The sequence below is a fragment of the Verrucomicrobiota bacterium genome, from assembly GCA_038744685.1.
GTDB lineage: Bacteria > Verrucomicrobiota > Verrucomicrobiia > Opitutales > Puniceicoccaceae > Puniceicoccus.
In genome coordinates, this window is the sequence record JBCDMB010000009.1 from 55,500 (window position 1) to 78,379 (window position 22,880).

Genomic DNA, 22,880 nt, shown 5'->3' on the forward strand with positions numbered 1-22,880 from the left:
ATCAAGCATAATTGTCCCATTTCTTTACTCAAAATGGACGGGTTTAGAGTATTAGAGAGCTTTGGAGGACACGTCCGAAACCAGAAAGCCGTAGCGGTCCAGTTTTGATCCCGGTCCCACCGAAACCAATAAGGCTTTTCAGGTCCGATATTTGTCAACTTGGCCGGGACTCCGATTCGGAGTGATTACCGAAAGATTTTTGCATGGATTCTCAGGATTGTGGAATCCCAGTCTTAATCTTAATCGGCTCTGTCAGTATTCGATTTCGATTTCGATTCTCTCATCCGCGTGTATCCATGTTCATCCATGCCACGAACTTTTGCATGGATTGACATGGATATTTCAGGATCTCGATCGTAATCCTAATCGTGCTCATAATCTTAATCGGCTTTGTTAGGGAGTGGTCCTTCAAAAGGAGTGATCGAGGAAGCCGATCTTTCCGTTTCTAAAACCAGAGTTGGAAAGCAGATTGTGCATCTTCGATTAGGATTATGATTACGAGTACGATTAAGAGAAAAATGGAGAAGCAATCATCGTCTTCATCGATGTTCATTCATGCGAACCTCTACTGCGTGGATTGACAGGAATGTTCCATATGAGGGGAGGGGAAAAGATTTCCTCTCTGATCGGGTGAAATGGTCTCACTCTTTATCGATTTCTGCTTTTCCTGAGTTCCTGAGGGATGATAGCGTTTTTACCAATGGAAAGTGCGATTACCTTGAAAAAGCTCCGGAAGGTGTTTCGCAGCGGGGCGGTTCGAATTTCTTCGGTGACCGCCCTCGAGGGATTGGATTTGGAGGTACGACAAGGGGAGGTCTTTGGCCTTCTTGGGCCGAATGGTTCGGGCAAAAGCACGACGATCAAGATTTGTCTCGACCTGGTGCGGCCGACTTCAGGGGAGTGCCTGGTCTTCGGTGGGAAGACTTCGGTTCCTGAGTCGCGGAAGCGGATTGGATATGTTCCGGAAGCTCCTTTCTTCTACGGCTACCTATCAGGGGAGAATTTGGTGAAATCGATGGGCCGGTTTTCTGGGCTGTTAGGGGCCGACTTGGACAAGCGGACCGAAAAGGTGATCGAGACGGTTGGCCTGCAAGGTGCAGAGAAGCGACCGATCCGCACCTACTCGAAGGGGATGCTGCAGCGTTTGGGCCTGGCGCAGGCGTTGGTTCATGATCCTGATTTGATCATTCTGGATGAGCCAACGGCTGGGGTAGATCCAATCGGGGCGAGGCAAATTACCGATATGATCCGTTTGCTGAAATCGGAGGGTAAGACGGTGCTCTTGTGTTCTCACCTTCTCAGTCAGGTGGAGACGGTCTGCGATCGCGTGGCCATCCTTCATCGTGGGAAAATGCTCGCTGAGGGGACGATGGAGTCCCTCCTTCAGGACAGCCGCGAAAAGCCCTCTCTGGTTTACCGCAATTCTAACGATCTTGCTCGCGCTCGCAGCCTAGCGGAGGAGGAGGGCTTGTCCGTGGAAGAGGGGAGAGAGTCAGCACGATCTTTGGAAGAGGTGTTTGTGAATTTGGTCCGGGAGGGCGATCGGGAGGGCGGTTCATGAAGGGGCTTAAATCTCTTTGGCTGATCGCGCGGCATACTTGGACCGAGGTGGTGCTATCTCGGGTGTTTACCATCTTCGGTCTATTGGCGGCTGGGCTGATCGGTGCGTCGCTTTTTCTGACCGATTTCCATTTTGGATCCGCGGAGATTCGCTTTATCAACGATCTTGGGCAGGGGGCGATTTCGTTGTTCGGGTCGATTTTGGTCGTTACCCTCGGGGCCCAGCTCTTTTTTCGCGAGATCGAGCAGCGCACGGTTCTGCCGATTCTGGCGAGGCCTGTGACGCGGTCCCAGTTTTTGGTCGGAAAGTTCTTGGGAACCCTTGCGCCGATTCTCGTCTTCGTTTTTGGGATGCTCCTCTTGCTGAGTGCATTGCTCTGGTGGCGAAGCCAAACATTGACGGATGATCCCTCGATCAATCGAGCGACACTGGAGGGCGTTCTTGGGGAGGCATGGGTAGCAGGCCTCTTCCAAGTCTTCAAATTCTTCGTCCTCGCCAGTATGGTATTTGCGGTAGCCTCTTTTGCTCAGTCGTTTAGTTACACGGTCTCCATGGGATTCGCCCTGTTCTTCGCCTCCCATTTGGTCCACCTGGCGGTCGATTTTTACCAGGAGGGAGAGACCCTATTTTCGCGATCATTGGCGTTTTTCTTCGCCTATGCCCTCCCCGATTTCAGGATCTTCAACGAGCCGTCTCTTGATCCGGCTTATTGGAAGGTGCTTGGATATGCGGCAATCTATTCAGTGGCGTATTTGGGAATCGCGGTCGGTTTTTTCCAGAAGCGGGAGTTGTAGAGTATGATGATAGGGGACGTTTCTCAGATTCAGATTCGAAATCCAAATCGCTATCGAAATCGAAAGTTTCACCTGCCTTTTTGTGATGGTCCTGGGTTACAAGACATGATTTCGATCGCGATTTCGATTTAAGAGGTTATGTGGCGTTTCCCCCCTCTACTTGTCCTCATTTTGATCAGCTTTCTTGTGGGAGCAGTGACAGTTCCTCTGCGGACTGCGATTGAGCCGCCTGCGCAGGACCTCAGCCAACTAGATGGTCTCGGGCAGTCGGTCTTGATAGGATCGCTCGGTGGCTTGCGGGCATTGGCTGCGGATTTTCTCTGGCTGCGGGCGAATTACTACTGGCAGGAGAAGAATCATGGCTTGACTGAGACAACGGCAAGAGCAGTCACCCGGCTGCAGCCGAACTATCCTTATTTCTGGGTCGAGACGGCTCGGATGATTGTGTATGATATGCCGGTTTGGAGGATGGGCCGGGATAAGCGGGCCCCTCCTTCGGTGGAAAAGCGAATACGCCGACAACAAGCAGAACGTGGATTAGATTTACTGAGCGAGGCGTCTGAGTTTATCCCTGAGTCCTCGGCAATTCCCGCCGAGAAAGCACGCATCTACTGGACGGTTTTGGATGAGCCTGAGGAAGCCCAAGAGTATTATGAAATCGCTTACGAAAAACCGGATCATCGAGCCTTGTACGCGCGCCTGAGAGCCGTAATATTGTTGGATCTTGGACGAACTCGAGAGGCAAAAGAGTGGTTGGAGCAGGTTTTGGCCAAAATGAATCCTGAAGATAGTCCCGGGCAGTATGCGATTATGGAAGGATATTTAGAGGACATAGCAGAGGGGCGGGATCCAAGGGGGGAAGCTAATGCGCCCCTTCCGTCCGGTTCGTCAGACGGGGTATAAGGATGCCAGTATTACCGCCTAGGCGATCACGGTTGCGACAGATCCGGTTAAAGACAGAGGATGCAAGTCTTTGTAAAGGGCAACGAGGGTAGGAACGGGAATGGCACATCAACCTCCTAATCGTAATCCTACGCTTAATCGTTATCGATTTGATATGGCTCCTTGATCAATTGCTTTGATTTGGATTTTGCTTAAAAACCGAGCTTGGCTCTGGACGGAGTATTCCTAAATCTAGGTCGATCCAGTGGAGGGACGGTTTTTATCCAGTCCGCATTGTTTCCATGCTTTTTGGTCTAATTCGGAGCACTTCACAGAGCCGGGTCCATGAAGAGCCGGAGAAATACGGATCAACCCACCAGAAATCCTGACATCTTTCGACTATTTCCTGAAGCACGAAGCGATTACGATTACGATTATGATTATGAATCTCGTTCAGGTGTCCCGATTGTTGAACTTAGGAAAGCTCTAACTGTACTCAGAGAGGATTCTATGATCTATCAACGTTTTGGTAAGCGCCTTTTCGATTTAGTCTTGGGAGCGGTGCTTCTAGTCGCTCTCATCCCCCTATTTGTCTGCGTGGTTTGCGCAGTTTTTGCTGTTCTGGGAAGACCGATTTTCTTTTTTCAGGAGCGTCCGGGAATCAGGGGCGAGCTTTTTCGATTCGTGAAGTTTCGGTCGATGGCGGAGAAGCGTGACAAGGACGGGGCCGTTTTGTCGGATGAACAACGGCTGGGAAAGTTCGGGCGTTTTCTTCGGACAAGCAGCCTGGATGAGATTCCGGAACTGTTTCACGTGGTCTCTGGGAAGATGAGTCTAGTGGGTCCGAGGCCGCTGTTGCCTTCCTACGTGGATCGTTACACAGAGGAGCAGGCGAGACGGATGGAGGTTCGCCCGGGAATCACTGGATGGGCCCAGATCAACGGTCGAAATGAGGTAGAATGGGAAGAACGATTTGCGATGGACGTTTGGTACGTGGATCACGTGTCTTTGCGGCTCGACCTAAAAATACTCATTCTGACTATCGTCCGTGTGTTTCAGCGCAGAGGTATAAACGCGAGTAAACATGTTACGATGGAAGAGTTCATGGGATCAGACTTGGATTGCCCGAACTCGGATCGCAAGGCTTCGAACTCAATCACAAAGCAGTGAGTACCGACTCACCGCCGTTCAATCATCGCTATCCCGAAAGTTCACGACCGAGATTCCCTTTAGTGCCGAGTAGCGGCTTGGGGAACCGGTTAAGATCTTAAGGCCATGGTTTTTGGCGACAGCCGCCTCGATTGCGGTCTCCAAAGGCACGTCGTGACTGCGAAAAAAAGCTGCCGCTCTAGCGATCAAAGACTCATCGAATCCGATGACTGGAAAAGCCTTCAGAAAGCGCTCCACGATCTCCTCACTTTCGGCTCCGGATGAGGCAAGTAGGCGGATGCTGGTCGGAACACTGATTGCGAATGAGGAACGACTGTTAGCCTCAGCGAATTTGCGGGCTTCGCCGGTCTTCCCATCCAGGGATTCAGCCCAAACTTGCTCGACGAAGTCGATATCTGCCAAATAGTCCACGAAGGGAACTTACTCCTTTGGCTTCTCCTCTTCCTCGTCCTCTTCTTCCTCGTCCCAGCGCATGGTGTCATCTTCCTCGATGGACTCTTCTTCACTACTCTCCAGCTCGTCAAAGCCATCCTTTACCGCTTCCTCCTCGGAACTACTCTTGGTCTCTTCGTCCGCTTCCAACTCGTAACCTTCGGGCACATACTCGAGAATAGAAGTGAGCTCTTGGAAGGAGTGAGTCGCTCGACCTTCCAGTAAGTCACTGTTTTGCTGTTCCCGGATTTCCTCTTCCAGCTCTTCGACGGTTAGGTTTTGGCTGAATTCTATAAGGTCGTTCAACATTCTCACCCTGAGCCGGGTGATATGGTCAATAAAATCAGCGTAGGGTCCTTTCTCTTCGTCAATCACATCCGGGAGAGCGAACACCGGCTCGTCTGCTTCTAGTAGGGAGGTTCTCATCCGGATTAGACGGACCTGCCCTTCCTTGACCTCTTTATCGATAGAAAAACCGAAGAAAGCGTTCTCAAAGAGCTGGGGATCAAGGTTATACTCCTGAAGAGGTTCCAGAAGGTCGATCACATGAGCGATCTGTCGAGGATCGATTATCCCGAGTCCGTCGACATCCCAGTGGATATCATCGCTGATCTCCTGCACCCACCAGTTGAGGTCTTTACCGAGGCGGGCGATACACCAGTTCAATTTTGGATTGGCCTGTGACATTATTAATTGGACGTATTAATTTTATCGTGGATGCAAACACAAAAGTGATTGCCGAAACCATTCTTTCCGAATCGGATGGCTGAACTGCTGCTGGGATCGAATGGATATCTTCTACGAAAAATTGGTGAGGCCTCTCATCTTTCAACTGGATCCAGAAAAAGCTCACAGTCTTGGTCGAAGTGCTCTTCGTCTAGGCGGAAGTCTTGGACCTTTGACTCGGTTCATGACCAAGCGAAACCAGGGAGGTTTGAAACCAGTGGTGGTTGCGGGGATCGAGTTTCCGAATCGGGTGGGATTAGCCGCTGGGATGGACAAGGATGCGGAGTTTGTTCTAGGCACTGCGGCGACGGGCTTTGGCCACGTAGAGGTGGGAACGGTCACCCCAAAACCGCAGCCGGGAAATCCGCGCCCTCGTCTCTTTCGCTACCCTGCTGAGGAAGCTCTGATTAACCGCATGGGATTCAACAATGGAGGGATGGAGGCGATGGCGGATCGCCTGAGACGTCTCCCTGCCAAGGGCTCCAGATCGTGTGTCGTGGGCATCAACATCGGGAAAAACCGGGATACGCCCCTCAGGCAAGCGGCGGACGACTACACGGCCTGTTTGCGTCATCTGAGGGAGTATGCCGATTACTTCACGGTGAACGTCAGCAGTCCCAACACACCGAGTCTGAGAGATCTCCAGGCGAAGGGTTTCCTGGGTGAGCTTTTGGGTGAAGTGTTGGCCGCAAACGAGAGTGGGGATGACAAAGGCCCGCCGATTTTTGTGAAGATCGCTCCCGACTTAAACTTCCACCAGATCGGAGAAATTCTTGAGGTAATTGAGGAGTGCGGTGCGGATGGAATCGTCGCAGCGAATACAAGCCTCGGCCGTGACGGACTCTCAGGTGGACGTTATCAAGAAGGTGGACTTTCCGGTCGCCCTATCGGCCACCGCGCAACGGAAGTGGTACGTTTTATCGGTCAGGAGACTCGCGGCCGTATGCCTTTGATCGGAGTCGGTGGGATTATGGATGCCGCCTCGGCCGGAGAAAAACTCGATGCAGGGGCCCACCTGATACAGGTATACACAGGGTGGGTCTATCGCGGACCGTTTTTCGCGAAGGAACTCGCCAAAGCCCTTCGTCTTTACGGCTCCCTTTGGTGATTTGGAGCGAGCGAAGAGGTTCGAACTCTCGACATCCACCTTGGCAAGGTGGTGCTCTACCAACTGAGCTACGCTCGCGTCAAACGAACAGAAAAGAGGGATTCCCTGTAGTTCGTCAATCCAGAAAAAAACGGTCATCAAGGCGGGGGGGTGCAGTTTTTTTGCAGGGTTTTCTTCTTAATCGTAATCGTGCTCATAATCTTAATCGCAGGAAATAGAATTATGAGTACGATTAAGATTAAGATAAAATCCATATGGAGTACACCGTAGAGTTGATTGTAACCCATCAGCGGGCCAAATGGAGAATTGATGTTCGTTGATTCTGCGGGAGGGACTACGTCCTCGTGGACCGCTGGCCGGAGTGTTCGCCCGGCACTCCCTACCTTAACCCGATTGTTTGCAAGATTCGCTCCAGATCGTCGTTTCCCTGGAACTGGATTACGATCCTACCGCTCTTGCCGTTCTGTTTTACCTGAATCGGTGCGCGCAAATGGTGCTCAAGATCTTTTTGTAAAGCCTCGATCGCGGATTGGTTCTCGCCGGAAGAAATGACTGTTGGACTCGTGCCTCCAGCCTTTCGGACTTTTAGGCGCTTTACCTGATTCTCTGTATCGCGAACGCTCAAACCTTCCTTGAGGATTCTTCTCGCCATCAGTCCGCGGAGGGAAGAGTCCTCGATTCCTAGAAGTACTTTAGCATGTCCGGTTGAGAGTAATCCTTTCCCAAGATAGCCCTGAATTTCCGGATTCAGCTGCAGGAGTCGCAGCGAATTGGCGACTGTTGTCCGTCCCTTTCCAACCCGTTCAGCGGTTTGCTCCTGAGTGAGGTCAAAATCCTTCATGAGACTCGAAAAGCCGAGCGCCTCTTCTACTGGATTCAATTGTTCCCTCTGAAGATTCTCGATCAGGGCAAGGGCGGCAGAAGACGCGTCGCCGATTTGCATGACCCTTGCGGGAATTTTTGGCAGATCCAACAGTTCAAAGGCCCTGAGTCTCCGCTCTCCAGCAATCAATTCGTATCCATCACCGGAAGGTCGGACTACGATCGGTTGAAGCAAGCCCTCGGATTGAATACTCTTTGCTAAATCTTCGAGTTTCTCAGCGGGGATCTCCTTCCTTGGCTGGTAAGGACTGCGCACAACTTCACTTACAAGGACTTCCTGATATCCGCGTGCCGGAGGCAAAGGTCGTTTGGGAGGCGACGCTTTGACTGGTTTCGCGACGTTGATCTCCCCAGCCGACGTCGATTCGCTTTCCTGCCCAGTGGGCGAGTTCTCCGTTGAGCCACTCGACAAGATTCCGCTGAGACCTCTTCCAAGCCTGGGCTTTGCTTTAGCCATCCTTCTATTGAAGAGCTTGCTGTAGAGAGTGCAACGTCTTGTTCACTCAGCCTGGGGAACGAAAATCGTGTCTCCTGCCCTCAAGTCGCGGGAGGCATCGGCGATTTTGTTGGCGTCGCGGATCCAATTCACTCGACTTTTATTTGTGCTGGCGATTTCACTGATGGTGTCTCCGGGTTTAACCAAATACATGATTCCATTTGTTGGATACTCATCACTGAAAGACCGTTGCGGTGGTGCTGCTGCACGGGGAGTAGAATCTCTTAAAGTCTTCTTTAGAGCCTCCTCCACTTGTGAGGCCAGCGAATCGATTTGTTTTTTTACCGATGCGATGACTTCACGCCGACTATCCGCGTCTTCTTTCAGCAGTTCTGCCTTCAAAGAAGCGATCCGAGCGTCTACCTGGCGGAGGATATCGGCGTCTCCGGCGCGAGCGGCGGCCATACGGCTGATCGCGTCCTGAAGTTGTCGATTTTGGCGTCTCAAGTCCTCTACTTCAATTCGCAGGCTTCCAAGGAGTCCCTGAAGCGCACTGACGTCTTGAGAGAGACTAGCCACTTGCTTACGAAGATCACTGGTAGTGCTCTGCGAAAAGAGAACCAATGGAAAAAGCAGGGAGAGGACGGCAAAGCAAAACGGACGCTGAGAAAACATGGATGGGAGAGTGATTTCATCGGCAATTTCTGGCAAGACCGGAAGAGGATTGTTTCGCTATTTACAGGTCCAGAGTTGCATGAAAATCTTGCCAAATGCCGGGCTGGAGGAGCACTTTGCGATTGAAGGAGCATCCGGAGGGTGGTGTCTATCGGGAAATTCATCGCTCGGACGAGAGGGTATTGCCTTTTGACGGACGGACAGAGAGACGAGCGATCTCCCACATTTACTTTTCCCTTTCAGCAGGGGAGATCAGTCGCTTCCATAGGGTGGAAAGCGATGAAATTTGGCATCTTTATGAAGGAAAGAAACTCCTTCTCCATGAATGGGAAGAGGGGAGTGATCAGATTCGGACCTCGTGTTTGGGAGGGCCTGACTATCCCCACTGCTACGTGGTTCGGAAGGGTTTTTGGCAAGCTGCAGAGCTCATTGGTGAAGCCGTCTTGGTCGGATGCACAGTGGGCCCTGGCTTCGAGTTTGAGGATTTCAGGCTTTTGGACTCTTGTGACGAATGTCGAAAAGCGATCCAAGCGATTGGCGGTTTCGAACGGTTTCTCTAAGTCTCTGGTAGGGGTTCATCCTAAAGCGCTTTGAACCATTCCTGCGCTTTTTCTCCAATCAAGGGGACCAGCTTTTTCTCTCCCTGGATAGCGCTAATGAGGCCTAGAATCCAAAAGACGAACGCAGCGAGGTAGCCGACCATACCAGCAATCCACCCAAGAATGGGAACGATAAAAACGAAAGCAGACACGAGGCCGAGCAGCCAGATGCCGAGAGCCTGGCGAAGGTGGAACGATCCGAAGTCGCTCTTGGGATTATTCATAATTAACGCGACAATCCATCCGATGAGCGTGATGTAGGCAACGATGCCAATGACTTTAGGATCGTAGCTGGATGTGGCTACTGTTGCCTCTGAGGTTGTATCCGTGCTCGGTTGTGTCTCGGACGATTCGTTTGGAGGTGGAGGTTCGTTGCTCATAGAAAGACAATGGAGCGGGTTTCGGACCAAATGAAGGGGAAAATAGGGAACCGAGAACAATTGTTGGACGTTGTTTTTGGGGATTGACGTCTTCGGCCTCTTCCCACTTGCTCCGACACTGCAACATCTGGTCGGACGAGCGCATCGCATCCGGCTCCTTCCAACTAATTTACCTAGAACCAGTCATCATCGAAAAAGCGGGCTCCTTGGGGACCCTGGCTACACTTTAGCTTTCAGATTTTCGTCGCAGGTTGCACTATCTCCGCTGAGACAAATTCATCCTTCGACGAGGCAACAACGACCGGTTCAGGAAGCACGCCGTTTCTGTCTGGTCCTCTCTACAACCGGCGTTCAATCAGACAAGGAATACAGTGGACATATACGTGGGAAATCTTCCCTACAGCATGGATGGGACAGAGCTGGAACAGCTCTTCGGAGAATACGGAGCAGTTGAAAGGGTTTACCTGATCACTGACCGTGAGACCGGGCGCCCTCGTGGCTTCGGTTTTGTGACAATGAACAACGCGGACGAAGCGCATGCGGCAATCGAAGCTCTGAACGGGCAGGAAGTCGGTGGCCGTGCGTTAAAAATCAACGAAGCGCGTCCTCGTGAGGAACGAAGCGGTGGAGGAGGCCGGGGCCGACGGTAAGTCGGGAATACCCCATACTCGCTTTTAAAAAAGGCCCGCCTCGGCGGGCCTTTTTAATTTCCTCCTTCGTCCTCGACTTCGTCGCGGCCCTTCGGCGGACAGCCTTCGTCTGGAGAGGTAGTAGATTTCATTTTAGTCGAAATGGTGGTTGGCGAAGCCAGCCGTCTCTGTCCGCCTAAGCCTTGGCGGAGGAGGAAGTGCCGAGCCGAAGGATCGGACGAAGGTCAATTATTGTAAGTGTTTTTTTCTAAATGCTCTCCCCGAACCAGATTTAAGGTACTTTTCAAAATCTTCAGCTTTCTTCTGGCTGGGAAATCCGATAATCGAAACTAATTTCCATGGCATGTACCGAGCTTTACTCTTGTTTTCACCCCGGTTGTGCTTTGATAATCTGGCCAGTGGCTGGCGCGAGTATCCCACGTATGTCTCGATAGGTTTTTTGGTCGATTGTAAAACGTAGACATACCAGAGTGCCGTTGGTCCTCCTCCGTCCTCGACTTCGTCGCGGCACTTCGGCGGACAGCCTTCGTCTCGAGAGGTAGTCGGATTCATCTTAGTCGGAATAGTGGTGGCGAGGCCAGCCGTAGTGCCGAGCCGAAGGATCGGACGAAGGCTGGTGCTCGAGGCGGGACTTGAACCCGCACGGCTTGCGCCACACGCCCCTCAAGCGTGCGTGTCTACCAATTCCACCACCCGAGCGGTTGGGAATCGTCTGTGATACGGTTTTTGAACGGATCGATTCAACCCTAATGTTTCCAGATTGTCATTTTTTGAGTGCCCCGACGATTTGACAGGGTCAGTGACGGTGAGGATAGTCGCCGTTCCTTAGTGTTTCCCTTCACGTTGGATCTTTTTGATCCGGCTTTTTCTATGGCAGATTCATCCAAACCTTCTTCCGAAAAGTCTAAGGCTCTCAATCTCGAAGAGCTTCGCGGATTGGAATTTACGCCTCAGTGGTCGACCTCCGTAAGCCAGTCTGTTTCCAAGACGAATGAACCGAAGGATCGGAATGGGCGACCAAGATCTTCAGGAGGTCAGCCAAGGGATCGGAGACCCGCTCACCGAACAGAAGGCGGTAACCGAAAGGAGCGTTCTGCTCGACGGCCCAACTTGCGACCTGAACCTTTCGAACCGGTAGTTCAATTTTCGATTTACCCGGAGGATGAACCTTTCGACCTTCTGACACAATCGATTCGCTCCAGCCTAAAGGTCTATGAGCTCTTTGAGATTAGCCGCCTCATTCTGGACAAGGCAGATCGGATGGTCGTGGTGGTCACTCCTCTCTCTGACGATGCTCCGCCTTTATACGAGTGCCTGCCAGACAGACAGATCTTTCGAGAAGAGGCCGCAGCTTTGACCCACGCTGCGAATCTCATCCTCCCGACGATTTTTGAAGAGTCCGAAGAGGAGGTAGAGGCACCGAAAGGAAACTTCTCCTCAGTTCTTCGCTGCAGCATTACAGGCAAACTACTTCCCCCAAGAAGCTACCATCGTTTTGGGCCGATGCTTCAGGAACATCATCGTCTGAACTGCTCGAACACTCCTCTGGAAAGGGTGGAGAAAGGACTGCGGGCGGAAAATGATCCCGAAAGGGTGCAAGAGTGGCTCCAATCGATGAGTCGGAGAGTCGTTTTACGGCTTCGGAAACCGGCAATCGACTCGGAAAATCAGTCTCCTCAGGTGGATTCCTCTTCTCTCCTCGAAGAGAACAAGACCGGCTCTTCCGAAGGATTCGATCCCAGTGAAGGTAAAGGCAGTGAGCCTCCGAATTCTTCTACAGAAGCCGAGGCTTCTGAAACGGAGGAAAAGCCGGTCGCTCAAGACCAGCCTCAGACAGGAGATCCGGTTAGAGAAGAAGTGACGCATGACGTGGACGAACAGACCGTTTTCGATTCCCGCGAGTCCGCGATTGCATTCATAGTTCGCACGAAGCGACAGGATTTGGCGAGAGAGACCCGTCAGGCAAGGATTCCCGGACGGTCACTGAGTGAAGCAGCGGATAGCGAAATCCGTAAATCATTTCTTGAGTACGTGGAAAGGCAGAAGCGTTTTCCTCTCGATACGGCAAATAACGTTCGGATGAAGCTTAGGAAGGCGAAATTCTTCATCTTTAAGAAAGGAAAAAAGGGTATCAGCTACGTAGCCCCTGTTCGGCGGAAGTCACGGCCGCGTGATGCCGTTTTTGCGGATTCGGTGAACGAGATCATATCGGTCTTGGAGAAAAGTCCGGGCATCCTTCTCAAGGATCTCCCTGAGAAACTGAAAGAGAAACGGGGTGCTGAGGGTGAGAACGCTGAGAATCAGTGGAAGATCGATTTAAAGTGGCTGAAAACCGAGGGGTATGTTTATGAGTACGGTGGCGGATCTTTGGATATCCATTCCATCGAGGACGGCCCAAGTTCAGCTTCTCAGCACAAGAGCCCAGTGGAAAACGCTGGTGAGGAGCCTGAGACCACTCCACTAGAAACTCATCCTGATCCGTCAACAGGAGAGTCTAAGAACGCGGGCTAGCAGCTGGTTTCCTAACCGGTGAAACGGCTTCGCTTTGTCTGTGAACGAACTACCAGTCCCAGCTCTGTTTCATCTGCCCATTTTGGCGCATTCCGACCGGAGTCCCGAAGACTTCGTAAAGGATGAAGCTCTTTTGCAGGCTTTCCGGGTCCTCCAGGGCTTCCTTTAAAAACTGGCGGTAGCTCGATGAAGTCCGATTCGAGTTCCTTCTGGTAGCTACTTTCTGAATCACTTTACTCCTCTTCTGCGCCTCGAGTCTTGCGGCTTCCACCCGCTCTTGGGAGCGGCGCACTTCCTCCAACTGGTTTTCCAGATTTTGTTCGTAGGAAGGGGCTTTGGTTTGCGGGGTAAGAGTTTGCTCGACTGGTTGGAGTGGAGGAGCGATTTCTCTTTCTGCGGTCATCGAGCGCCTTTCCCTGCTCTCACGAAGGACCGCTCCACCTCGCTCTGGTTCACGTGCGCCTTGCGCGGGCGCACCTGATGCTTGAGGTTGGCCTGATTTTTGTCGCCGCTCGGCAATCCTCCGTTTCAGCTCCTCACGAATCTTTCTAAGATCATCGGGAACGTCCTCTTTCTTCTTTGGCGCACCCTCCTCGCTCTCACCCTTTTTTCCCAAAAAGCTGGAGAGAAAGTAAACCGCGAAGAAAATCAGCGGCAGAAGTATTTCGAGGAGGCCGTCCACAGGGATCGAGAGTTTTTAAGCGTCTCTGAAATGACTAGTTTTGGCCGGGAATCTGAGGTGTATCCTCATCATCCTTGGAGATGGTATCCCGCATCTTAGTGTCCGCCTGAATGTTGTTCAGACGGTAGTAGTCCATGACTCCCAGGTTGCCCTCACGGAGAGCGTCCGCAATTGCCATCGGGACCTGTGCTTCGGCTTCGACCAGCTTAGCCTGCATCTCTTGGACTTTCGCTTTCATCTCCTGTTCGAGTGCGACCGCGGCTGCACGGCGGATTTCGGCCTGAGCCTGGGCCATATTCTTGTTTGCCTCGGCTTGGGCGACCTGCAACTTCGCACCGATATTTTCGCCGACGTCAACGTCAGCGATGTCGATCGAAAGAATTTCGAATGCCGTTCCAACGTCTAATCCGCGCTGAAGGACGACCTTGGAAATCGAATCGGGACTTTCCAGAACGGTCTTGTAGGTGTCTGCAGAACCGATTGTCGTCACGATACCTTCCCCTACCCGGGCAATGATCGTTTCTTCCAAGGCACTTCCGACGTAACGATCAAGATTGGACCGCACGGTCACCCGCGCTCTTGCTTTGACTTGAATGCCGTCTTTTGCGACCCCGTCAATACTGCGTTTTCCAGCGTTTGGGTCGGGGCAGTCGATCACTTTCGGGTTGATGGAGGTACGCACCGCTTCGACGACGGATTTCCCAGTTCCTTTTGTTGCCAGATCGATGGCGCAGGCGCGAGTCCAGTTCAAATTGATCGATGCTTTATCGGCAGCAATGAGAGCCTGAACGGTATGAATGATGTTCCCCTCGGCGAGGTAATGAGCTTCCAGCTCATCCGTGCTGATCTCAATCCCCGCCTTTGACGCGGTAATGCGGGCGTCGACGACCAGTTTATAATCCACCGATCGTAGCCTCATGGCCACCAGGGTGAAAATGCTTACGGAGGCACCTGCGAGCAAAGCTCGAAGCCACACGTTAAAGAAAGAGAAGAGAATATACAGGAGAACGAGAACGGCGATCACGAGGACGCCTGTGAGGATCACGCCCCAAGGTATTTCAGCGAGGAACAGGAGGTTATTCATAATTTTTCAACAGTTAATCGGAAATTGTCTCGTGCGACCACGCGGATCGCTTGGCCCTTTTCGAGAAGACCTGAGCGGGAGTAAGCTTCAAACTTGTCTTCACCGAGCCGGATCATCCCCGTGGGCGCCATGGTCGTCAAGGTTACTCCCTCAATCCCGATCACTTCGTCAGTTGCGCTAACTGACTCCGTGCGACCGGTCACGGCGGAACCAAGAATCAAATTTTTTCGGAGACGAGTCTTTCCGAGTAACTTAAATTCGAAGTAAACAGCGGTCAGAATCGCGCTACCGCCTACGATGAAAACCAGAACAGCACCCGCCAAACCCAGAGGCTCGTAGGAAAGATAAGAGGCAAGGGCCAGCGCTACAGCGGCGAATATTCCCAGGATGCCACCGGGAACAAGAACTTCAAGGCTGGCTAGCACCAGCGCCAGAAGAAGGAGGCCTACGATTTCAGGCATGGGTCAATTGGAATAGGTTTCAACAGTAAGAGAGAAATCCTGATAACCGGAAACTGACAGCTTCGCTCCGCGATCAACAGGCCCAAGTCGGGATTTCGCGGGAAACCGTTTGCCCTCAATCTCAATCTCACCGTGGGGGAAAAAATCAGTAGCAGCGACACCGATCGAGCCGACTGCTGGCCATCCCTCAGGCGTAACTGAAGGTGACTCGGTGTGTGAGCCTGAAGAAGGAGGGTAGTAAGGGACCTTGCCTGGTGCATCTCCCACAGCGGTTTGCAAAACCAGTCTATTCCAAATCCAGGTCTTTGGCAGGAAGCGTATGAGGAAGAGGGCTCCGACAATCGCAATAGCCATGCCGAGCGACAGGTTGAGCAGGGGAGCGGTGAAGGTATCGCCACTCCAGTCGATCGGCTCATCCGGCCAGATATCGGACATCGCCCAGATCAGGGAGCCGAGAATCAATGCCACACCCAAAACAGCCGGAAAAATGAGTCCTGGGAGGAGAAGAATTTCGAGGAGAACCAAGGCGACCCCAAGCAAGAAAAGGAGTATGGACTCGTACCCGGCCAGTCCAGCTATGTGGCTGCTGACAAAAACAATCGCCAGGAGGAAAATGCCGCCTATCCCGAAAATGCCGAATCCAGGCGTTTTGAATTCTATAAAAAGGAGAAGCATTCCTGCACCCAGCAAAAGAGGGGAGATCGTATTGAGCCAATGAGCCAGCGACTCCGACCACGTCACCTCAAACGAACGAATTTCGTAGTTTCCAGGACCAAACTCGCTGTCCAGGAGTTCTTCAATTGAGTCAAAAATCCCAGCACCAAGAAGGGCTTGGGGCGGTTCTCCATACTCCTCCATCGCTTCGCTCGCGGTGAGCGATAAAAGCTCGCCTTCCTGTTTAAGGACTGTGCCATCAATTTCCAATTCGTAGTTTGGATCGGACATGGCCCGCATTACGTCAGACCGGTAGCGGTATTCCTCGGTCAAAACCCTGACTTTGGCCTGAATGTAGCTTTTCAGCTTCCTTTGCATGCCTTCCGGGATTTCCTGCCCAGTTCCAGAGACCGCTTCTGCGGCTCCTATGATCCCGTCCGGGGCAAAGAAAATCTTGTCCGTCGCTACAGAGATGAAAGCTCCTGCAGAGATTGCTTCGGGTCCGATGAAAGTAAATACATCTCCGCTAAAGCTATTGAGCGCCTGCATAATCTCCAGTGTTGGTCCAAGTGCACCACCCGGAGTGTCCATGTCTATGACAACGGTATCGACACCGTTCTCCTCTGCGAGTTTCAGGCCCCTCCGGAGGATGTAAAAAGTTGGCGTGGTGATCTGGCCTTGAACAGGCAGGATATAGACAGACTCCCTTGCTTCGTCTTCGTCCGTCTCAGTGGATGCGGGTTGAGTATTTCCAGAATCGCCGCCGCCGTTATCGGCAGAGAGAACTAGGCAAGGAAAGACGAAGGGAAGAAGACAGGCGAAGAACCGCTTCCCGAATGACGATGGTAGAATCACAAGTGGAATCTAGCGGTTCTGAACCGTGTTTCAAGTGCTCGCTATCGGTATAATGGACTAGAGAAGACTGTATTACTGCTCCCTCACGGGAATACCTTTCTCGCGCAGATACTTTTTTGCTTCTGGGATTGTGTAAGTCCCGAAGTGGAAAATGGATGCTGCCAAAACCGCGCTCGCACGTCCTTCATCAAGAACTTCCGCTAGGTGGGAGAGTTCTCCTGCACCTCCCGAAGCAATCACCGGAACCTCAACTGCGTTGCTGACAGCACGTGTAAGCTCGATGTCGTAACCGTTTTTCATTCCGTCTTCGTCCATGCTGGTAAGAAGTATCTCTCCGGCGCCCAAAGAGACTCCCTTCTTCGCCCATTCGACCGCGTCCAGTTCCGTCGGATTGCGTCCACCATGAGTGTAGACTCGCCAGTTCTTGCCACCGGGTTCGCGTTTTGCATCTATTGCAAGGACTATACACTGATTGCCGAAGCGGTTGGAGGCCTCTTTGATGAGGTCCGGATTCTGTATGGCCGCGGTGTTTAGGCTCACTTTGTCGGCTCCAGCCCGCAACATCATGCGGATATTTTCAACCGTGCGAAGACCACCTCCGACAGTGAGTGGCATGAAGCATTCGGAGGCGGTTTGCTCCACCACCGACCGCATGATTTCCCGTTCGTCGCTGGAGGCGGTAATGTCGAGAAAGACCAGCTCGTCCGCACCTTGTGCTTCATAAGCTTTCGCAGATTCCACGGGATCTCCCGCGTCGCGTAGTTCTTCAAACTTCACCCCTTTCACAACGCGTCCGGCAGAAACGTCGAGGCAAGGGATGATGCGAACACTAAGCATCAGCGAGAGTTAAGTCCGGATCGAACTCGATTGCGAAGCGGTAGGTCTGGCCGGGTCGGAGTACCAGGGGGTGGTTGCGGGCGATCGTTTGCAGGTAAAAGAGATGTCCCCAGTAACTGCGTGAATCGGGATCGTTGGTAACGATTTCATTTTCTTGCCACTCGCCCTGGAAATCGTCTTTGAGGACGTTTGGCCGCAAACCCTCTTCCCCAAGTTTGAGGGACGTACCCATATGATAATGGGAATGGGGCATTCCGACAGCAATAACGTAGCGCATACTGTCGATCGTCGTCTGTGATTTTACCTCGAAGGCAAACTCACTTCGGATCGTGGAGCCGCTGAACTCCCATTTCACTTTGCAGGATCCCGCGTTGGGTAGTATTTTTTCTTCGACGGTGATGAGATCTGGCTGCTCGTAGGAAAAGAAAAGGGAATTCCGGCGTCCCAGACCAGTGACACAGCTTCTTCCGTAATAGCAGGGAACGACCCGTTCGCCTCCGAAGTTTAGTTCTGGGACCATGACGGGAAGGTAACGCCCACAGGGCCAGTCAAACACTCCGGGGCTGTGAGGAAAGGCGAGCGAGTCGGAATTTGCGCGGCCTCTGTTGCCCACCAGTGGAATCTGGAGATGAAGCCCTGATTGAGCATCACTGTAACTGAAAAGACCGTTCTCACGTCGACCTCGTTGGTAGAGGGTAAATTTACCACCCGTTTTCCCGGGGAGAGGCTTGGCGTCGCCGAGCTGACCTCCAATTGATCGGGCGAGCCGCGACCATTGGCTGAGGTACCGTGCCGCGTCGAAGTTCGCGATCCTACTGGTATGCCGTTTGATTGTAGAACGTTCTTCGTCCCGGATAACGAGAAGACCGTGTTCCTGATCTACGTAGGTCTGAAAAAAGAACTGGAACAAGCGTCGAAGAACATCGAGGTAAACTGGTTTCTTGTCCTGGGTAATCCAATCGTCCCGCAGTGCTTGGAGAATAATACTGATGCAGTGCATTTGACCGTAGGCGCCAATATTTTCACCGTAAGCCCACCCGAGTCCATCTTGGCGCACCAGATCAGGCATCATGCGGACATACTTTTCTGCGTGGGTGCGCAGGCTGGGTAGTTTACGATCACGGAGATGGAGGTTTGCGTGTAGCTGCAGCGATTGTCGGATGAGGACAAAAGCGAGGACACCGTATATGTCGAAAGTCCCGCCGACTCCATCTCCTCCAGAGTCATCAAAAAAACCTGAGGTGCTGTGAGCCTTCACTTGTTCGAGAAATCGCTCAATGAGTTTCCCGGTCTCGTCTTTTTTGGTGAGTCCGAAACTAAAGCGGGTAACGGATTTCGCTATGTTGAACGCCTGTCTGTGATCTTCGAACTCGGACCGCATGAGCATCTGGCGGTCGATAGCATCACGGGTCTCATCGACTAGCCTTGACCACACGGCGTTTCGATCCTTTGCAGGACCGAATGACAAAAGTCCCAAGCTGGCATAGGCCAGCCCATTTTCGTCCCTCTCTCCATCGAAAACCTGTGCGGTAACCGTGCGCGCCGCAAGGTCGATTAGATCAAAGTCTTCCAAAGAAGTCTCACCCGTTGCGCGGTAATATTCACCGATAGCCAATGCAGCGTGCCCCGGCTCGTTGGCTGCTGCCTTTTCGGTTTCGACCGGGGTGAGGGTCCCGTCTCCATTGATGGCCCCTAGGTTATTCCAGAGGATTGATTTGGCCAGTTCCTGGCACTGGTCGGCAAATGGATGTTCCATTCAGTTCTTCGGTAAGCGTTGTCGCAGGGAGGTTTGGAATCGTGTCTTGATTGACGAAAGCCCCTTGTGATGAAGCCTAGCTGGAGTGAAAGCAACCCCGAATCGTGCGAGTTGCTGTTGAGCTAACGGATACGCTTCTCGCGGAAGAGTGCTAGGGAACTTGATTCGAATCCATTTTCTGAGACAGACCGTGTTTCTTGGATGGGAGTGGCGTATCGGGGAATTGCGACTGCTATACAAGGAGTCGTAGCCAGCGTCGACTCCCCCGAGAAAACTCTTCGGCGAACGCCTAAAGTTTCAGGAGTCTGAGAAACTCTTCGTTTGTTTTCGTTTTACCCATTCGGCTGATCACCGTTTCTGCTGCGTCTTCCGGCTTTAAGGTGGCAATCGCCCGACGGAAAAACTGGGCTTTCTCCAGAACTTCGGGTTTCAGGAGAAGCTCTTCTTTTCTCGTTCCGGACGAGTTTACGTTGATGGCCGGCCACATCCTCATTTCGGCAACTTTCCGATCGAGGACCATCTCCATGTTTCCAGTTCCTTTGAACTCCTGAAAGATCAAGTCGTCCATCTTGCTACCTGTTTGAATGAGTGCGGAGGCGACAATCGTTAGACTACCTGCCTCTTCCGTTTTCCGTGCGGCAGAGAAAAGCTGGCGAGGTTTCTCGAGTGCTCGAATATCAAGACCTCCGGTCATGGTTCTACCTCCCTTTCCGCGTCCTGCGTTGTAGGCGCGTGAAATCCGCGTCAATGAATCGACAAGCAGGACAACATCAGAGCCTACCTCAACAAGTCGTTTTGCCCGATCGATTGCCAGCTCCGCGACCCGAAGGTGATTGGTGATTTCTTCGTCGTTGGAAGAGGCAAACAGTTCTGCCTCTACGGTCCTTCGGAAGTCAGTCACTTCTTCCGGTCTCTCATCGCAGAGGAGAACCATCAGATGGCATTCGGGATGGTTCTCTTGAACTCCAGCCGCGATATCTTTCAGCAGTGTCGTCTTCCCAGTCCTTGGAGGGGCAACAATAAGGCCGCGCTGTCCTTTTCCGATTGGGCAGAAGAGGTCCATAATACGGGTTGTCATTCGCCCGTCTTTTACTTCAAGGCCAATTTTCTCGTCTGGGGTTACTGTAGTCAGTTGGGTAAAGGCGAAGCGATTCCGGCGTTCCTCGAGCGGGTCACCATCTACGGTTTCAATAAACCTGACCTTTGGATTGGGAAAGCGGCCGTCATGAACGGCTTTCGCCCGGATGTGACTGCCCTGCTTCAGTTTGAAGCGACGAATTACCTCCTTTGGGACGAATGGATCATCTGGGCGCTGGCGACCATTATAGGCTGTCTGCAGAAGCTGCCCGGTCTTGTTATTCAAGACTTCTAGAACTCCTTCTACTACAATTTCGTTTGGTTTGGTATCTGAATCAGACATCCGATTGTTCGTTCATTCTGTAATGCGACAGCAATGCACTTTGGATCTTCGCGCATGTGAGCCGTGCGGATTGGAGGAGGGGAGGGGACAGCTGATCAATTGCTTAGCGAGCAGCGGTCGAGGATCCCCTACGCAACTTTAGACAGGTGGAAATGCTTAGCTATTGTCAACGCTGAATTGACGGAGCGCTCCACTGGTCGGCAAAGAGTTTCGCTGCCAACTGGCGGTCCTATTTTCCCGATCCGCAGCCTTCTTAGTCGGATTTTTCAGGTTCACCCTTCTCGGCCTCTCCGGGGGTGTTAAACTCCGTCCGAATCTCCCCTATCTTTTTCTGGAGAGTCAGGAAATCACTCCTGAGGCGAATCAGCGTGCGTTCAACAATCTCGTGTTGCCGCTGGGCGATCCTGGCCAAATCGACTTCTTCAAGTGCTTGCTCGCGATGTTCTTCAAGAGTCTCTTCAAGGACGCTTTGAAACTTGCGAACGAACGCCTGGAGATAATCAAGACCAGCATTCCGTGGATGATCCACTAAGGAAACAATCATCCGGTCCTTTAAGTAATCCGTGAGATGTTGGCGCCCAACAGAGCCCAACCTTTTCTCTTTTTGTTCCGGTGCGATTTTCTTGGAGGGACTTGCAGCTGGACCAAAAAAGGCTTTCCGAACGCGGGCTCCTGAACGGAATAATAGGAAGTCACCAAAGGCACGCTTTACCGGAATTTGGGATGAATCGACCGAGACGTCGGCGGTCGGCGGTATGGATGTGGATTCGATTTCCCCGATTTCTTGGGCAAGGCGCTGGTTTAGATCGATATCAAGAAACAAAAGCGCTCCCACTTCGTCGGGTGAGAATTTGGCTCCCGCGTTTGGCGCGGAGAGGAGGACCCGCATCCGATGTCGGCTCTCCTCCATGATACCGAGGGCTTCCCGCTCAAGAAGAGGTTCCAGCCGATCTTTTTCTAGCTGGAGAAGGCTCTCGTCAGATTCGAACCAGGCGTCGACTACCTCGGACACTCGACTCGTGAGGCGGTTGAGGTAGCGTTCGGCGTCCGAGCGAAGCACTTTGTCATGCTCGTCCATTGCATCGGCAAAGAGAACGTTCCAGTCGACTTCGCGAAGAACATCTACGGATGAAACTCTCGTATTTGCGTTTTCGACCCGCTTCTGGACCGCCATTTTCATCGCGTCGAAGTGATCAGACGCCCCCTTGCCCAAATGAGTCTCCAGCCCTCCCTCAAAACGGTCTACCCGTCGAAAAGTGTCGCTTTTGAATTCTCGGACATAGTCGCTTCCGTTCAGGTACTCTTCGAGGTCGTCGCTTAGAGCTTGGAATCTTTCGTGCCCCGAACCTCCGTCGCTCTCCTCTGTTCCCAGCGAATCTTTGCTTAGGATCTTTTGCGCAGAGTGGAGAAGGTCGATCGGATACACTTGAAGGCGGCCTTCCTCAAAGGCTCTCCGGATGGTGGTGTTGATCGCTAAAGAGCGGAACGCTTCTACGATTTGTTCGGGATCCGTGCTCTCCAAGCTGGGGCGAAGTCGACCGTCCGGCTCCAGATCCTTTTTGGAATGGTCGATATTAACAACGAGGAATATTCGGCTAAAATTCGACAGCAGATCATTAAACTCGTCGAATACGGGCTCGAGAAAGAGGTTGTCCGCCTTCACGACGAATATAGCGCAGGCTGCCCGATCCCGGAACTCGCGGGTCATTCGATCGTAACCGAATTTCATTTTCGCGTAGAGTCCGGGAGTATCGACAAGAACGGCAGCGCCCTGATCGAGTTCAGTTGCTGTCAAGCCAATGTCGACTCGCCGGATCGCATTTTGAGAATGGGTTTCCGGGTCGAACGTCTCGCCGTTGTCCTCTGTTTCTTTAATGGCTTGGGCGAGGTCGGAGTGAGAATCACGAATGACTTGTTGAAGGGTAGAGTTGTCAGGGAAGGAGGTTGTTGTCCCGGCATACCGTGAAAGCGAGAATTGCGGAGTTTCCGAGTGGCGAACGTAGACAAGGCAAGGGTAGGCAGGTAGACTGGAGACCTCGCTGACATAGAACCCACTGATGGCATTCATGAGTGTCGATTTCCCACTTTTCAGCGGTCCGAAGATGAGAAGGTAGGCCTCTTCACTTAAAACCTGATCCAGCACCTTTTCCATCTCTTGACGGTCCGTATTGAGACCGTTGAGAAGATCTCCAAGATCGAATGAATTCGACGCTTTATGTATTTCAGGCATCGCCTGATCGACTGATTGTTGAAAAGGCTTCAGGGCCGAGGCGAGAGAGGAGCAAAAGTCGCGGATTTCAGTCTTCATGGATGGCAGTTGGGTCG

At 52.3% G+C, this 22,880-nt stretch carries 21 protein-coding genes and 2 tRNA genes; 8 read left to right on the forward strand and 15 right to left on the reverse strand.

Annotated features, from left to right (window positions below; all coding sequences use genetic code 11):
• Positions 1–700 precede the first annotated feature (700 nt).
• The 4 genes from AAGJ81_07310 to AAGJ81_07325 all read left to right on the forward strand — a co-directional run bounded on the left by AAGJ81_07310 (position 701) and on the right by AAGJ81_07325 (position 4,407).
• Entirely contained in the window at positions 701–1,561 is an 861-nt protein-coding gene (locus AAGJ81_07310; GenBank protein ID MEM0965937.1) for an ABC transporter ATP-binding protein, read from the forward strand.
• A complete protein-coding gene (locus AAGJ81_07315; protein ID MEM0965938.1) occupies positions 1,558–2,355 on the forward strand; it encodes an ABC transporter permease subunit in 798 nt (265 codons plus the stop codon). The genes AAGJ81_07310 and AAGJ81_07315 overlap by 4 nt, the downstream gene beginning before the upstream one ends.
• 138 nt (positions 2,356–2,493) lie before the next feature.
• A complete protein-coding gene (locus AAGJ81_07320; GenBank protein MEM0965939.1) occupies positions 2,494–3,258 on the forward strand; it encodes a hypothetical protein in 765 nt (254 codons plus the stop codon).
• A gap of 324 nt (positions 3,259–3,582) precedes the next feature.
• Positions 3,583–4,407 carry a sugar transferase gene (locus tag AAGJ81_07325; GenBank protein ID MEM0965940.1) on the forward strand — a complete coding sequence of 275 codons (825 nt, stop codon included), beginning with the start codon at positions 3,583–3,585 and terminating at the stop codon, positions 4,405–4,407.
• An 18-nt stretch (positions 4,408–4,425) separates the two neighbouring features.
• Here AAGJ81_07325 and AAGJ81_07330 read toward each other — a convergent pair whose 3' ends face one another.
• A complete protein-coding gene (locus AAGJ81_07330; GenBank protein MEM0965941.1) occupies positions 4,426–4,818 on the reverse strand; it encodes a hypothetical protein in 393 nt (130 codons plus the stop codon).
• A gap of 9 nt (positions 4,819–4,827) precedes the next feature.
• Complete coding sequence (locus tag AAGJ81_07335) at positions 4,828–5,526, reverse strand: hypothetical protein (protein MEM0965942.1); 699 nt, start codon at positions 5,524–5,526, stop codon at positions 4,828–4,830.
• A gap of 100 nt (positions 5,527–5,626) precedes the next feature.
• Between AAGJ81_07335 and AAGJ81_07340 the strand changes: the two genes are divergently transcribed.
• The gene (locus tag AAGJ81_07340; GenBank protein MEM0965943.1) at positions 5,627–6,673 is read left to right on the forward strand and encodes a quinone-dependent dihydroorotate dehydrogenase; all 1,047 of its coding nucleotides are present in this window, start codon (positions 5,627–5,629) and stop codon (positions 6,671–6,673) included.
• 2 nt (positions 6,674–6,675) lie between these two features.
• Here AAGJ81_07340 and AAGJ81_07345 read toward each other — a convergent pair.
• From AAGJ81_07345 to AAGJ81_07355, 3 genes are all read right to left on the reverse strand, one after another.
• Positions 6,676–6,751: transfer RNA gene (locus tag AAGJ81_07345), tRNA-Gly, on the reverse strand.
• Positions 6,752–7,052: 301 nt separating this feature from the next.
• Entirely contained in the window at positions 7,053–8,012 is a 960-nt protein-coding gene (locus AAGJ81_07350; GenBank protein MEM0965944.1) for a ParB/RepB/Spo0J family partition protein, read from the reverse strand.
• A 42-nt stretch (positions 8,013–8,054) separates the two neighbouring features.
• Entirely contained in the window at positions 8,055–8,702 is a 648-nt protein-coding gene (locus tag AAGJ81_07355; GenBank protein ID MEM0965945.1) for a LysM peptidoglycan-binding domain-containing protein, read from the reverse strand.
• Between the two features lie 59 nt (positions 8,703–8,761).
• Here AAGJ81_07355 and AAGJ81_07360 point away from each other — a divergent pair, with 59 nt between their 5' ends.
• Positions 8,762–9,226 (forward strand): cupin domain-containing protein, encoded by a 465-nt coding sequence (locus AAGJ81_07360; GenBank protein MEM0965946.1) that lies wholly within the window; start codon positions 8,762–8,764, stop codon positions 9,224–9,226.
• Positions 9,227–9,246: 20 nt separating this feature from the next.
• Here the strand turns inward: AAGJ81_07360 and AAGJ81_07365 are convergent, their stop codons facing one another.
• Complete coding sequence (locus AAGJ81_07365; protein MEM0965947.1) at positions 9,247–9,645, reverse strand: hypothetical protein; 399 nt, start codon at positions 9,643–9,645, stop codon at positions 9,247–9,249.
• 371 nt (positions 9,646–10,016) lie between these two features.
• Here AAGJ81_07365 and AAGJ81_07370 point away from each other — a divergent pair, with 371 nt between their 5' ends.
• On the forward strand, positions 10,017–10,295 hold the full coding sequence (locus tag AAGJ81_07370; GenBank protein ID MEM0965948.1) for an RNA-binding protein: 279 nt from the start codon (positions 10,017–10,019) through the stop codon (positions 10,293–10,295).
• 614 nt (positions 10,296–10,909) lie between these two features.
• Here the strand turns inward: AAGJ81_07370 and AAGJ81_07375 are convergent.
• Positions 10,910–10,994, reverse strand: a tRNA-Leu gene (locus AAGJ81_07375).
• Between the two features lie 75 nt (positions 10,995–11,069).
• On the opposite strand from AAGJ81_07375, the gene AAGJ81_07380 reads away from it, so the two are divergent.
• Complete coding sequence (locus AAGJ81_07380; GenBank protein ID MEM0965949.1) at positions 11,070–12,806, forward strand: hypothetical protein; 1,737 nt, start codon at positions 11,070–11,072, stop codon at positions 12,804–12,806.
• A gap of 49 nt (positions 12,807–12,855) precedes the next feature.
• Here the strand turns inward: AAGJ81_07380 and AAGJ81_07385 are convergent, their stop codons facing one another.
• The 8 genes from AAGJ81_07385 to AAGJ81_07420 all read right to left on the reverse strand — a co-directional run bounded on the left by AAGJ81_07385 (position 12,856) and on the right by AAGJ81_07420 (position 22,863).
• Positions 12,856–13,488 carry a hypothetical protein gene (locus AAGJ81_07385; GenBank protein ID MEM0965950.1) on the reverse strand — a complete coding sequence of 211 codons (633 nt, stop codon included), beginning with the start codon at positions 13,486–13,488 and terminating at the stop codon, positions 12,856–12,858.
• A gap of 34 nt (positions 13,489–13,522) precedes the next feature.
• Positions 13,523–14,572 (reverse strand): flotillin-like protein FloA, encoded by a 1,050-nt coding sequence (gene floA / locus AAGJ81_07390; GenBank protein ID MEM0965951.1) that lies wholly within the window; start codon positions 14,570–14,572, stop codon positions 13,523–13,525.
• Positions 14,569–15,033 carry an NfeD family protein gene (locus tag AAGJ81_07395; protein ID MEM0965952.1) on the reverse strand — a complete coding sequence of 155 codons (465 nt, stop codon included), beginning with the start codon at positions 15,031–15,033 and terminating at the stop codon, positions 14,569–14,571. The genes floA and AAGJ81_07395 overlap by 4 nt, the downstream gene beginning before the upstream one ends.
• 3 nt (positions 15,034–15,036) lie before the next feature.
• Positions 15,037–16,542 carry a hypothetical protein gene (locus AAGJ81_07400; GenBank protein MEM0965953.1) on the reverse strand — a complete coding sequence of 502 codons (1,506 nt, stop codon included), beginning with the start codon at positions 16,540–16,542 and terminating at the stop codon, positions 15,037–15,039.
• A gap of 72 nt (positions 16,543–16,614) precedes the next feature.
• Positions 16,615–17,379: an imidazole glycerol phosphate synthase subunit HisF gene (gene hisF / locus AAGJ81_07405; protein MEM0965954.1), complete on the reverse strand. Its 765-nt coding sequence runs from the start codon at positions 17,377–17,379 to the stop codon at positions 16,615–16,617.
• Positions 17,372–19,135, reverse strand: coding sequence for a hypothetical protein (locus AAGJ81_07410; GenBank protein ID MEM0965955.1), 1,764 nt, complete (start codon positions 19,133–19,135; stop codon positions 17,372–17,374). Before AAGJ81_07410 ends, hisF begins: the two co-directional genes overlap by 8 nt.
• A gap of 289 nt (positions 19,136–19,424) precedes the next feature.
• Entirely contained in the window at positions 19,425–20,555 is a 1,131-nt protein-coding gene (gene rho, locus AAGJ81_07415) for a transcription termination factor Rho (GenBank protein MEM0965956.1), read from the reverse strand.
• 253 nt (positions 20,556–20,808) lie between these two features.
• On the reverse strand, positions 20,809–22,863 hold the full coding sequence (locus AAGJ81_07420) for a dynamin family protein (protein ID MEM0965957.1): 2,055 nt from the start codon (positions 22,861–22,863) through the stop codon (positions 20,809–20,811).
• Between the last annotated feature and the right edge of the window lie 17 nt (positions 22,864–22,880).